Raw genomic sequence first — 13,775 nt, forward strand, 5'->3', positions numbered from 1 at the left:
ATCATATGGAAAATTTAACTCCCGACGAACGCTTCGAACAACTGAATCTTAATTTACCGCCCGCACCCGCACCACTTGGCGTTTACAAACCTTGTTTAGTTGATGGAAAATACCTTTACCTAAGCGGCCATGGCCCGGTTCAGGATGATAAATCATTAATCATCGGACGGATCGGATCTGATTTATCTCAGGAAGAAGGTAAGACTGCTGCTTTGCAGGTGGGCTTAACCATGCTATCAACCATAAAAACAAATATCGGTAGTTTAAATAAAGTTAAACGGGTAATTAAGGTTTTAGGCATGGTGAATTGTACACCGGAGTTTGAAAAGCATCCCTATATTATTAACGGTTGCAGTGAGCTTTTTGCGAAAGTTTGGGGTGAGGAAAATGGTATTGGTGTAAGAAGCGCTGTTGGTTTTGGCTCTTTGCCCGATAATATTCCGGTAGAAATTGAAGCATTGTTCGAACTTTTCTAATGATGCAGCGGCAAGACTGGTACATAATCCCGAATGAGGAGGCGCTGGAAACACCTGCGCTTGTTTTTTACGAAACAAGAATCCGTGAAAACATTAACATACTGAAAGGCATGATTAATGATGTTGGCAGACTTCGGCCTCATGTTAAAACGCATAAATGTTTGGAAATTACCCATATGTTAATCGATGCCGGTATTCAAAAATTCAAATGCGCCACCATCGCCGAAGCTGAAATGCTTGGCTTAGCTAAAGCAAAGGATGTTTTATTGGCCTACCAGCCCGTTGGCGAAAACATTAACCGTTTCTTTAAACTCATAGATCAATATTCAGGCACCAGTTTCAGCTGTTTGCTTGATAATATGGAAACCGCCAGATCAATCTCTGATATGGCGGTTTCGGAAAATAAATTGGTTGACGTATATATCGATTTAAACGTTGGCATGAACAGAACAGGAATTCTGCCTGAACTTGCTTTTGGTTTGGTAACAGCATTACTTAACCTTCCTAATATCAATGTAAAAGGCTTACATGCTTATGATGGCCACATTCATGATTCATCTATTGATGTTCGCTCCCAAAAGGCAGAACCTATTATTGCGCAGCTTCATCATTTAAAAGAAACTTTAGGAATTGAGCATTTAACGGTTATCGCCGGTGGAACTCCAACTTTTCCGGTATATGCCAAACATACAGATTTTGATTGTAGCCCCGGCACTTTTATCCTATGGGACAAAGGTTATCAGGATGCTTTTGCCGAACAGCAATTTAATACCGCAGCACTTGTGATCAGCCGCATCGTATCTAAACCTACAGAAGATTTAATCTGCACAGATTTAGGGCATAAAGCCGTTGCTGCCGAAAAAGAGTTGAAAAACCGGGTATTCTTCCTGAATGCGCCGCAGCTCGACGTTCAAAGTCAGAGCGAAGAACATTTGGTTTTAAAAGCCGAAGATCCCGAGAACTATAAGGTGGGCGACATGCTTTATGGCTTGCCTTATCACATTTGCCCGACAGTTGCCCTGCATGAAAAAGCACTTTGTTTGGGCGCTGACCAATCACTAAAATACTGGGATATCATCTCCAGGAAAAGAAAAATAACCATTTAATCATAGCCATGTTTATCATAGATGCCCATTTAGATTTAAGTATGAATGCCCTGGAGTGGAATCGCGATCTGACCAAAAATATCGCCGATATCAATAAAAGGGAAGCCGGATTAACGGATAAGCCCGATCGCAGTAATGGAACAGTTTCACTCCCCGAACTGCGTAAGGGTAATATCGGTTTGGTTGTGGCCACGCAGATTGCCCGTTATGTCGCGCCTGATAATCACTTACCGGGCTGGCATTCGCCTGAACAAGCCTGGGCGCAAACACAGGGTCAGCTGGCCTGGTATAAAGCGATGGAAGATGCGGGCGAAATGTTCCAGGTGAACAATCTGGAAAGCCTTGAGCAACACCTCGAATTATGGAATGACGGAGGTGTTAACGATAAAAAGCCTGTGGGTTATATTTTGAGTTTGGAAGGGGCTGATTCTCTTGTAACGGTTGGCCATTTAGAAAAAGCCTGGCAAAATGGCCTGAGGGCCGTTGGTCCGGCGCATTACGGACCCGGACGTTATGCGCAGGGTACCAATGCAACAGGTAAAATGACGGCGATTGGTCGCGAATTATTGAAAGAAATGGAGCGGCTAAATGTGATTCTCGATGCCACACACCTTTGCGATGACAGTTTTTGGGATGCATTGAGCCGCTTCGGTGGTCCTGTCTGGGCATCGCATAATAACTGCCGTAGCCTGGTGAACCATAACCGCCAGTACAGTGATGAGCAGATAAAAGAACTGATCAAAAGAGATGCCGTAATTGGTGGCGCGCTGGATGCCTGGATGATGGTTCCGGGCTGGGAGAGGGGGATCTCCAAACCAGAAGCAATGAACTGTAACCTGGAGGTGATGATCGACCATATCGACCATATTTGCCAGCTGGCCGGAAATACCAATCATGTCGGAATCGGTTCTGATCTGGATGGCGCTTTTGGAAAAGAACAATGCCCTTACGACCTGGAAACTATTGCAGACTTACAAAAAATACCTGCTTTATTTAAGAAAAGGGGCTATACCGATACCGATGTAGAGAACCTGATGCATGGCAACTGGTTACGTTTTTTAAGAAAAGCCTGGGCATAAATTCAAGCGCATAAAAAAATAAGTAAAATAAGGGATAAATTGCAAAAGATGTCACCCTGAGGGTTAATTTATTGTATAAAAATCAATATAAATGACGTTTAAATTTCAGGCGGTATATAATTCCCCTCTTTTAGAGGGGTGTCCGCAGGACGGGGTGTTTTATTTGTCCTAGCCGGACAGGCTTCTTTCTTTTTGGCATCAAAAAGAAACAAAAACTGCCGGCTGAAAATTTTTCTTTCGAAGCCAGCAGGTAGGCTTGGGCAGTGCAGCCCGAAAAATTTGTTAGGCCGGATTTAAGTAGAACGGGGATACCGTGCTAGGGCCTAGCTGGATGAAAATGCTAAAGTAGTTGAAATACTGATTAATAATAATTTGTAAAATAATGTCATTGATAGCGTAATCGAAGGGACCTTAATTTCGCATTTGTAAAAAACGAGTTCCTGTTTGCCTATTAACTTTGATCATTACATTCCAGACAATCATAATTTTAGTATATTAGGATAATCAAAGATGGATGATAGCCCCAATCAATCCATCTGATTAAAAATCCTCAAAAAAAATATCTAAAGTCCGCCTTCACGCCCATTTACCCCACGTTTAGGCCACCTTCCGGCCAGGCTTGCGTGGTACTTACTTGCATACTGCTTCACACTTGCTTCGGTTGAGTTGTAGCCGTGGTATAGGTTAGGTAGGTCAAAGATTTGCGTCACTTTAGATCAATGGGGTAACAATAGCTCAATAATAGGTAAGGAGAAAGTTAGCCTAAGGTATTGTTGGTGTATAGCTGTGTCGGAGGGCCCGGGTAAAAGGGGTAATAAACGGCTGCTCGGAATTTTAGCATAGTGAAACTCTTCTAAATGAAAAAAGACGATGTATTATAAGCCGATTTAGCCCAGATGCTTCATGTTGTCCAAAGGACTCCTGGGGAGAGCCTGTCGAAATACCTTAAAGCGTATTTAAACATGTCCTTCGACAGGCTACCATTGACAGGTTCCAATAAAATGGTCGTCATCTCGACTGTAGCGTAGCGAAATGGAGAGATCTTTGTACCAAATTATTGAAATCAAATTTAAAAGTTTATCATCCGAAGTAGTTCCTTTGGAACACTGCGGTCGAAATGATGATACTTCAAAACCATTCACATACTTTATCCATCTGTCACTAATACTCATCATCAATAAACCTTTCCATCCCAATCGAGTATGGGATTTAATTGAATAAATACGATGGGTCCTTATCAGCCTTAAGGATAAGGCTGCACTTTACCTGAATATGCTTAATTGAAAGAACGTCTGAAATCCAAGGGCGACATACTGGTTTTGAGCTTAAATAGTTTACTAAAGGATGGGGGATGTTCAAATCCCAATTCATAGGCAATCTCGCTGATCGAAGCCTGACTTGTTGATAACTGTTCCTTTGCTTTTTCGATCAGGTGATTATGAATGTGCTGTTGTGCATTTTGCCCGGTAAGTGATCGCAGCATATCACTTAAATAACTGGCACTGACGTTTAATTGCTCAGAAAGAAACTGGACAGTTGGAAGCCCCTGCTTTTGTGCCTGTGGTGGCTGGAAATAGGCGAGTAAAGTGTCTTCTACCCTTTGAAGCAAATCGTTGCTTACCGCCTTGCGGGTGATAAATTGCCGGCTGTAGAACCGATTTGCATAATTCAGCAGCAATTCGATCTGGGAAATCACAACATCCTGGCTGAAATTATCAATTCTGCTTTTTAACTCTTCTTCGATACTTTCGAACACAGCAATAATCGTGGTTTTTTCCTTCTCCGATAGGTGCAACGCTTCATTGATCGAATAGGAAAAAAATCCATACGTTTTAATTTTTTTAGCGATTTCGTAACCCTGTAAAAAATCGGGGTGGAAAAGTAAAGTATAACCAGATTGATCGCTTAGCGGTGCATGGCCTCCTGTGATTTGATTCGGTGAAACAAAAAACATTCCTCCTTCGTCAAAATCGTAGTAATGCTGTCCATATCTGAACTTTCCCTGAAAGTTCATCTTGTAAGAGATCTTGTAAAAACTTAAGATGTGCGGACTGGGAAGTTTTTCCAGGGGAATGGTCCCATCGGCATTATTTATTAAACTTACCAATGGGTGCATAGGCGCCGGCATGTCCAGCGCCTTATGCAACCTCGATAAAGAATTGAATCTGTGGTTAGACATTTCTTCCTTCATATTGCCTGTTTACGATTTGCTTTCAATGCTGCCTAACGCACCCTGTACGCCGTTGAGGCTTTTCTTTGCTTGTTCCCAACTTGGATCGGTTGGGTCGAATGTACTCCGAATGTACGCAAGAATACTTTCACATACAAAAGCAACACGCTCTGGATTTTCATCACTTGTTTCGCGGGCATCGTATCCTGATATGCCACCAAAGATGTGTTCAGCGCCAAACACGGTCAGCAGGTCCTTTGGGCCGGGACTTTGATAATAAGCATCCGCACGCCAATCGTCAACATCAGAGAACATGAGGTTTTTGTCCTGGTCTCCATTTACAATAAGTGCTGGCAAAGTCATGGTACTGAAATTGCCGGCCGCCAATACAGGATAGTGCTGTCTGGCGGCTCCGTTAAATCCTTCGGGTCCACCAGAAGCACCAATTAGCACCCGGGCCTTTAATCTTGGCTCTGCGGCATTTACTATTTTACCTGTAGCCGGGTCGGTTACTTCCATGCCAGCCAGCATGGCTAAAGTCTGGCCGCCCATCGAATGGCCGATGGCAGCAACTTTTGCTTTATCAACTCGTCCGGTTAAACCAGGTACTGTGGCAATAATTTCGTCCAGATGATCTATGATAAATTTCATATCCGCTGGCCGCGAGCTCCAAAACAAGGGTGCTTCCGGAAGGGATGGGGAAAGGCCGAGTGCTTTAGAATTTTGATGGGTAGGTTGAATGACAACAAAGCCTTCTGCGGCAAAAAAATCTGCCATGGGTCCGTATCCTTTGTACGAAGAAAGAAAGTTAGAGGGGCCATGTCCATGCGAAAGAAGAATAACCGGCAGGTTGTTTCCGCTCGCGGGAGCAGAAACTTTCATTTCGAGGTCTACGTGACGGCCCGCAACTGGTAACACAACCGGACTAAAGCTGATAATAGGTGTTTTTGACTGTTTCATTTTATTTTTATTTTGATATAGGCAAAGTTCATCAGTCTTGAGCTCCCCGGCGTAGTCAAAACGGGGCATTGCATAGCCAAACTCAAGAAAAGGTATCTATTGCTTGATTAAGGATGTTAGCGGATAGTAAAGCGCGTGACAAGGCTTAAAAAAATGTGACACATTCTTTTTGAAGAATTGTATCGTGTTTAGGCCACCTTCCGGCCAGGCTTGCGTGGTATTTGCTTGCACACTGCTTCACATTTACTTGGTTGAGTTGTAGCCCTGTTGTAGATCAGGTAGGTCAAAGATTTGCCTCGCTTTAGATTGGCAGGTTAACACTAGCTAAATAAGAGGTAAAGAGAAAGTTATCTTAAAGTATTGTTGGTGTATAGCTGTGTCGGAGCAGCCCGGCTAAAGGGGCAATAAACGGCTGTTCGGAATTTAGCATAGCGGAATGCTTTTAAACTAAAAAACCTTTAAGGAAAGTTGGAGGATTTTGAGATCTCAATGAGATGTGGATTTCGTTCAACTTTCAACCTTTAAAGACTATCTGAAAGGTTTTGAAAAGCGACTCACCTATATCACACTATCTCTGATTTCAAAGCAAATTTGTCCTTCGTCGTTTTTGCCATATTTAACATTTATTTCCGCAATTATATAGAAGGCAAATGTTGGAAGTCTGTATTTTGAATCCGACTCCTGCATCTCAACTGTAATGTGCATTTAACCGAATTTTGCTTTAGATCTAAAAATGATGAATTGCAATTTAATGCATTGTTTAACGGTTAGTTTAACGCTTCAGTGATATCAGCTATATCTTCACTATCGAAATCAGACCATAATTTTGTTGTATAGTTTTTTGATACTTCTTTATGGAGAACCCTATTGTGATACTTGTCGACTAAAATTTCTTTAAGCTCATTAAGTGAGTCGACTTCGTCGAGTGCTGGAACATTGACTGCTAGCGACCTAAATTTTTTGAGCATTTCTATCGGCGGATATTCTTTCTTGGAGAGGCCAAGCACCAATTCCTCTAGATCTACGCAGTCACTAATTGTATATGCTTGATCACTATTAGTAATTTCATCCATAAGGCAGTTGATGTCAAAATCAATTCTGCCACCAAATCTGCGCTCCGCTTCAACAATAAATGGTATTGTCAATCCATACCTTCCAAGCTTTTTACACCAATAAATTATCAATTTGGACCACAACGGTCTATTTTTGTTCATATCTTAAAAATTAAGGTAACAATCGAATATTTATACTTGGCAATCACCTTATATCTCTACTCAATTGATTATTGCAAAATACCTAGGTTTTGCTGCCAGTTGAGGAAGTTTATTGGCTTCCTAGTGTCTTCAAGTCCGATTCAATATTCAGCGCTTTACCTGTTATTAACAGTTATAGAAATACAATTTCTTTTTCTTCAAACCAACCTTCATCTAATAGATTTTTCGCCAAAAGTTGTGGATTTGATGAGTAAGTAACGATCGCTAAACTTTCCTCTGCTCTACTACAAGTCACATAGAGTAATCTTCTAGTTCGATCATTAGAAGTATCTTTTTTTTCTTCTTCATTCTTAATATCGGCATCAGTTTTAGCTTTGATACCAAATAGTTTATCATAGCTAAACATAAACCCTCTGGCATCCGTATCATCAATTATAACTTTGACCCTTGGGAACTCTAGTCCCTTGACACCTTGGTGGGTATCAAAATCTGCCTCTCCTAGTATGTATGATCTGTATTTTTCAATTTGTGAAAATGGTGTTCTAAGGAAACTATCAAAGGCATTTATTAAATCTTCGTCATTCGAAGGTCTCTCTTCCTCATCTTCAATAGCTATTGCTTGAATCGCTTTATCTTCTTCTTCTGCCTCTAACTGTTCTTCTTTATTTCTGGATGCAATTATTTTTAAGGTGTCTGGAATTTCAAATAAACTAGTCTTTTCAATCTCAAGAAGTACCTCTAAAAATGTTGGATCATTATTATTATTCCATAATTTTAGCAAATTAATTACTGCTTCATTTGCGGTCTTCAATATTACTGTTTGATCCTCTTTAATCGCACTAAAGCTTTCTTTATTCAAAAGAGGTGAGTATTTCCTAATTAGTGTAGCTATAGCGAACTTATTATTTTTAGAATGGGCCTTAACAACAGGTAGTACTTGATCCCAAAATAATTTCAGAGTCGGCAGTGTACCATCTAAAAGATTGGTTCTTATGACATCACCCAATTTGTAAAGCGGATCGAACATAAGTTCGAACCCCATTCTTTTAGCAGCCATATGATGCTCTAAGATTAATGTTTTATTTACGGCGTTATCCTCAATCCATAAAGGGTCACCGGTTACTTCTGACATCTTTTGTGAAACGGCTCTCTCTGTTATGAGTTTATCTACGACGTTATTATTAACTACAAATAGCCTGACAAACCCATCGCTTTTATCACTTCGAGATTTTTGCTGTTGGCCTCCAGCAGCGAAACTAATTTTGTTAATAAGAGTTATTACTCTTTTCGGGCATCTGTGGTTCATGACTTTCACAGGCATGGCCCAATCTGCGGGTAAATCTTTCCCCAAATCAACCTTGCCATCAGCGTAAATTCTTTGCATAGTATCCCCTAATAAACCGATTGCGAAGTTTTCGCTGTTTATCCGCTGAACACTCAAAAATGCTTCCATCAATAATTTATTCGTGTCCTGGCTTTCATCAATAAGCAGTATTGGATATTTAGAAATAAGTAACGAACGCATTAACGGCTTGGTTGTAATAAATTCCGCAGCAATCTTTATTACATCTGCATGATTTAAAGACGCTTTTCCTTTATTATCTCCATTGGGGTTGTAAACAAACTGTTTAATAGTTGGTAAGATTTCTAATTTCTTGGTTTTGGAAATAATGCTTCTTGCTCTATCAGTAGAAGCCTTGCCTGCTCTGCCCTTTGCCTGTGCAATCTCAAGTTCAGCAATCTCTAGTTCAAGTTGCTTTTTCATCCAAACCTTGATATCTAGATTATACCCTTGAATTAAGTTCCAAACAAAACTATGTATGGTACTTACATCTAGTAAGGGATTGAAATTGAGGCGCCTAATAATTTCTTCGCAAGCAGCATTTGTATAAGTAATTACAGCAACTTTTTTACCCTTAATTCTAAGTTCATTTCCTTGCTCTTTGCAAAATTTGTCTAAGGCTTTAACTAAAGATCTGGTTTTCCCTGAACCAGCACCAGCAAAAAGAAAAAAGCTTCTAGGTTGCTTTAAATTTAAGCAGTTCGAAATCTCATCATCAACATGGTCATCAATATGGTCATCGTTGATATTTTCTAATAACTCAGGCATATCTATTCTTCTTTGGACTTTAATTCTTCTACATCAACTTCTGGGGTAGTTATCAACTCTGTTTCTGCAGCTTCAATAACTGCCACTTCTTCAATAAGGCTATCCAAAAGTTTTGTTTTTAATGAACTTTGTATCCAATTTAGTCCCTCACTTATATATTTTGGAATTTTAAGCTTATTGACATCCTGATAGAGTATGTCTAAAGCAAACTGGGCTTTATCTGCCGTCTTCAATAATTCAAAAAGATTTTCGCCATAATCTGCATAAGGAATATTATCAGTTTTAATTGCTTTCAGCTTTTTCAGGAAACCGGTTTTTCCTTGTAATTGAGAAAAATTCTGATGGTTTTCGTAAAAAAAAGCATCTTCAAATGTATTAGGTACTAATTCGACTTCTGTACCGCCTTCGGCATTAAATCTAATTGGAGTTTGATAACAAACTCTAACTGAACTAAATTTATCAAGTTCTATAACCTTTTCATCAAAGCTCAAGTCAAGAAGATCATCTATTGCCTTTTTAGAAGGACACCATTTGCGAACGGTAAAATTCCCAGACACTTGGTTGCTAGCTCTTTTAGGGACAGTAGAAACTAATTTTTTCTGTGCATTTAGATCAGCTGCATCAATATCAGTTATTACCAAGGTTATAAGTCCTAAATGTTCAACTAAAGGTCTCAAAGTATGAGCGTGGCTACCACTTATTTCTAATATTGAAACATAACTTTGATGCAATTCTTTAAAGTGATGTCTAATAAAGTGTGGAACTAAAATTCTTTCTGCTGGTCCTTCTACAAGAATAGCAGCATCAGCAAAGAAAAGGTCACAATGTGTGGTTTTAAGATACCTTGCAACAAATTTCTGCGTTTCGGTTCCCTGTCCAAATACTTCAGACAAATTTACTACTGTAGTTGTCGGTACATCTCCTTTAATTAATGCGGGACGACGGCGAAAATACCTCAGCCAAGAAAACTCGCATTCATGAGCAATATGGCTCGAATGAGTTGTTACAATCAGTTGAGTGGTTAAATCTTTTTTGTCTTCTAAATCGTTGTGTCTCCGTAGAATCTCATAAGCTTTTCGGATAAAGACTTGCTGAACTTGGACATGTAGATGAGCCTCTGGTTCTTCAACTAAAACAATGTGTAACGGCGGTATGTGACCCGGATCTTCATCATTTTCGGATAATTTTTTGTTGGCTTTTCCTACCCTCATCCATTGGTCTCTAAAACTCATTAGCCTAAAAACCATAGATATCAAATTCTGATATCCTAATCCATTATAGTGTTCTGGAAGGAAGGGGGTATGACTGTCAGAACTATCCGTACTTACTCTATATTGAAGTGCTGAATCATGATTAAGACCGTCCATAGGGTGGATTTTAGTTGATAAAATCAATTCTAAATCATTTAATCCAGGATAGCCAAGCCCTGCGATTTCAGTAAAAGCCACTTCAAAGCTTGACTTGAGTTTTTCATCAAATATCGATTGGGCTTCATGTATCGCCTGCAACGCATCTACGTCAGATGGCTCGGGTACTTCTGATGGGTCTATATGTTTGGAAAAATATCCACGCAGCTGATCAGATAGTCTTCGTTTTCCACCAGTATCGGAATCATCACCTGAGTTTGTATTTGAAAAGCCTCTTTGAGCGTTTATCTCATCTATTCTAATAAGACCATTAAGCGGATTGCCCTCAATAAAATCTTGCTCAGGGTCAATTATTTGAGGCATCGCATTTCCGTTTTTTGGCTGGGCAATTTTATCAGGATCTAAAAGGTATGTTCTAATTGTAAAAAGGGACTTAAACCTTCTACTAAGAAATTCCCCCATGTGACCCGGCCACAAGGAAAGTGTATAATTTGTTTCAGCTTTTTTTGATTTCGCAGCCGCTACAGTTTCGTTTGAGCTTTTTCTTGCTTGTATGTACTCCCTGAAAAATTCATCAACTTTTTTAGGCTCAAATCTTAACCTAACACCTAATTTGCCTCCTTCCCAATCAAGAGAAGGAATAATGTTTCTTACATGATGAATTTCGCTTACATCAACGTTGAGCCAAACATCCATTGTTGGTAAAAATGGGATCCAATCATCAACGACAGGCTGTTCGTTTTGCGGCAGTTTTTCCCATTCGCGACCAATTTTGTTTATACCTTTCCAGTTCGAAAGGGTGACATCATTCGTATGAAATCTGTTTGAATCGATTAAAAAGTGCCCTAATGCATTCATTGCGGAAGTTTTACCGCTATTATTAGAACCAACGAAAACTGATGTTTCGGGTGAAAAATCAATTCTTATGGCTTTTAATTTTCTGAAATTTTGGATTTCAACAAATTCAATGTACATAATGAGCTGTGTTAATTGTGAAGTAATAATCTAATATATCAAATGCTGATGGGCTGAACGATAAAAGTTAGGACATTTATTTTCTCAAATAGACTAAAAAGATTTTCAAATAGAATACGGTAAACCATAAAAAAGCAAGTGTATATAAGAAAGTTGGTTGCAAACGATATGAGACAGAGCTGGCAGCACCCGATGAACGGTTGTAAATTGTATGTCTGATGACCGAACAGATACGCTCGCTGCTGCCCATAGCTTGTAAATGATAGATGGAAATACTAGCTTAGGTATGGCAAAAGATTTTCGGCCATGAATGATTTTCCCTCGCTCATTTGCGACCAGCTCACACAACCCCGCTGTTTTTGTTCTGGTGTCGACGGGGGAAAAGGTTTGGCGGTTTGCCTGTTTTTCCGTTAGGCCGTTCGTTCAGTCGGGACGGAAAATAAAGTTCTAATTCCCATCTTTTAAACGCTCACTGATCAGCCACATAGCCTCGAACAGTTTGACCAATTGTTCGTAAACGGTGATTACTTCAGATTTGGAAAGGCTTTCTTCCATGAAGGTGCTGCTCAGTGCATTGTGAAGCCATGTGTGCAGGATTTTTTTGTACCCGTCCAGTTTATAGATCCTGAACATTTTCTTTAATACAGATGAAGGTTTTACGATCTCCCGAATGGTCAGATTTCCAGGATAGTCCCGTAGCTTCTTCCTTTCTGTTTTGATGTACCATTTTGCGATATCATTTTCCTGTTTGTCATCGAAGTCAAGTCTGCCGAGCTTCTGGTTCTTTAAGAGCCAGGCGGCCTCTATCAGCTTTATGGACAGTTCGTAATGATAGACAAGGTAGTCTGGGCTACACTTTTTTGATTCTTCAGATTCAAGCGCTGCATCGTTTCGCCAGCGTTTCAGCATCTTCAAATGATTGGGCAACCAGGAGTGACTGAAAAAATCGTGTACCGCTTTTATCGGATCTGTTATTTCATCATTGTCAAGATAAACAATCCTGTTATCAGATGTTTTTTTTGTTTGCTTTTTCATCTGTTTCAAATATTGGTCTGTAATATTTTTTCGATCTGTACGTGATCTGCGTTTTTTAAGACTGCATAATCTGATGCCGATTTGGCAAGCAGTTCTATTTTTTCGTTGCACATCTCCTTTGCCAACAAAAGAAAAGATGCGACCCGTTGATAAAGACGCTCCGCATCCTGCCGGGAAACCGTAAAATCATCTTTATAACGTGAACCAGAATAACTCTTTGCCATTACATCAAATAAGCGCTCATCTTCGGGAGTGGACAGGAAAAGTTGAAAAGGCTTTTCAGAAAAGCATTGACACAGACGGAGCAGGCGGTAAAGGTTATGGAACTCCGAACGGTAGGCGATATGAACCCTCACCAGACAGATACAAGTCTGTTCGACGGCCTGATGGAGCATAAAGGCACAAATCCCGAACTGCTCCTTTTCCAGACATTCGGATGCGCACATCAGAAATCCGTCAGCCAGCGGTATGCGACGTTCATAATGTTTAAGCGCCTTGATTGCACCCTTTGTGGGGATAAACGCAGGTATTGGATCACTGTCTAACAGTCCATCCTTACTGTAGAGCAGTTTTCCATAGGTAAGCACGCTGATAAAAAAGCGGCTGTTTTGCTGTACGGCGTCGATAACCGATAGCCTGCCATGGGAGATCACGGTAATCGTTCCATGCTGATAATAGCTGTTGGCGAAATCCTGCATTTCATAATCTATTCGGGTTGCAGTTTCGGTAATTACCAATAGGCAATGGTCGCATTTAAAATAGCCTTGATTGTTATTAAAGCAGCCTTGGGAATTATGAGTGTAGCTGTTCTGCGAAAAGTTGAAGATCTGTAGCGGTTCGAACTTCTGGGCGAGCCGTTGGGTAAACGCCCTGAAATGGACAGCGTGTTCGGCTTCTGTTGATAATTTTGGTTCCATATTGATCTCATTTAATTTTCTGTCAAATGAGTCTTGGAAGTGGAAGGCACAAAATAAGGCGTGGAACCCACTTCCCGTCTTAGTGGCCCTGAGAAGCCTTGGATACGGAAAAGCAGGCCCACGCCTATGACGTGAGCACTACACTTACCTCTCGTATCCGTTTGAAATTTCTCAGGTTTCTAAGACGAGACTCGAAGTGCGAATGCTTCAATATTTTGTGAAGTAATCGCTAAAAATAATTCTTTATTCTTTCATACCCAAACCTAGTGAAAAGTCCAGACAAAAACAAACTATTAGTATTTTTAAAATTACTAATAGTTCTTTTTTATAAATGAATAGTAATCTATTGACGACTTTAGTTATAAA

The 13,775-nt window shown here is 40.1% G+C and carries 10 protein-coding genes; 3 read left to right on the top strand and 7 right to left on the bottom strand.

What is annotated here, in order from left to right:
* Positions 1-5 precede the first annotated feature (5 nt).
* From ACTJKN_RS00075 to ACTJKN_RS00085, 3 genes are read left to right on the top strand one after another with little or no spacing between them, the layout of a single operon-like run.
* A complete protein-coding gene (locus tag ACTJKN_RS00075) occupies positions 6-476 on the top strand; it encodes a RidA family protein (RefSeq protein ID WP_440821571.1) in 471 nt (156 codons plus the stop codon).
* Positions 476-1,582 carry a D-TA family PLP-dependent enzyme gene (locus tag ACTJKN_RS00080; RefSeq protein WP_440821573.1) on the top strand — a complete coding sequence of 369 codons (1,107 nt, stop codon included), beginning with the start codon at positions 476-478 and terminating at the stop codon, positions 1,580-1,582. Before ACTJKN_RS00075 ends, ACTJKN_RS00080 begins: the two co-directional genes overlap by 1 nt.
* 8 nt (positions 1,583-1,590) lie before the next feature.
* Complete coding sequence (locus ACTJKN_RS00085; protein WP_440821575.1) at positions 1,591-2,661, top strand: dipeptidase; 1,071 nt, start codon at positions 1,591-1,593, stop codon at positions 2,659-2,661.
* Between the two features lie 1,276 nt (positions 2,662-3,937).
* Here ACTJKN_RS00085 and ACTJKN_RS00090 read toward each other — a convergent pair.
* The 7 genes from ACTJKN_RS00090 to ACTJKN_RS00120 all read right to left on the bottom strand — a co-directional run bounded on the left by ACTJKN_RS00090 (position 3,938) and on the right by ACTJKN_RS00120 (position 13,409).
* The gene (locus ACTJKN_RS00090) at positions 3,938-4,840 is read right to left on the bottom strand and encodes a helix-turn-helix domain-containing protein (RefSeq protein ID WP_440821577.1); all 903 of its coding nucleotides are present in this window, start codon (positions 4,838-4,840) and stop codon (positions 3,938-3,940) included.
* Between the two features lie 21 nt (positions 4,841-4,861).
* The gene (locus tag ACTJKN_RS00095; protein WP_440821579.1) at positions 4,862-5,791 is read right to left on the bottom strand and encodes an alpha/beta hydrolase family protein; all 930 of its coding nucleotides are present in this window, start codon (positions 5,789-5,791) and stop codon (positions 4,862-4,864) included.
* Positions 5,792-6,558: 767 nt separating this feature from the next.
* Positions 6,559-7,005: a hypothetical protein gene (locus ACTJKN_RS00100; protein ID WP_440821581.1), complete on the bottom strand. Its 447-nt coding sequence runs from the start codon at positions 7,003-7,005 to the stop codon at positions 6,559-6,561.
* A gap of 172 nt (positions 7,006-7,177) precedes the next feature.
* On the bottom strand, positions 7,178-9,115 hold the full coding sequence (locus ACTJKN_RS00105) for a UvrD-helicase domain-containing protein (RefSeq protein ID WP_440821583.1): 1,938 nt from the start codon (positions 9,113-9,115) through the stop codon (positions 7,178-7,180).
* A gap of 2 nt (positions 9,116-9,117) precedes the next feature.
* Positions 9,118-11,457, bottom strand: coding sequence for an AAA family ATPase (locus ACTJKN_RS00110; RefSeq protein WP_440821585.1), 2,340 nt, complete (start codon positions 11,455-11,457; stop codon positions 9,118-9,120).
* 447 nt (positions 11,458-11,904) lie between these two features.
* Positions 11,905-12,492 (bottom strand): hypothetical protein, encoded by a 588-nt coding sequence (locus ACTJKN_RS00115; protein ID WP_440821587.1) that lies wholly within the window; start codon positions 12,490-12,492, stop codon positions 11,905-11,907.
* A gap of 5 nt (positions 12,493-12,497) precedes the next feature.
* Positions 12,498-13,409 (bottom strand): HEPN domain-containing protein, encoded by a 912-nt coding sequence (locus ACTJKN_RS00120; protein WP_440821589.1) that lies wholly within the window; start codon positions 13,407-13,409, stop codon positions 12,498-12,500.
* Positions 13,410-13,775 lie beyond the last annotated feature (366 nt).

It is taken from the genome of Pedobacter sp. 22163 (assembly GCF_052045595.1).
GTDB lineage: Bacteria > Bacteroidota > Bacteroidia > Sphingobacteriales > Sphingobacteriaceae > Pedobacter.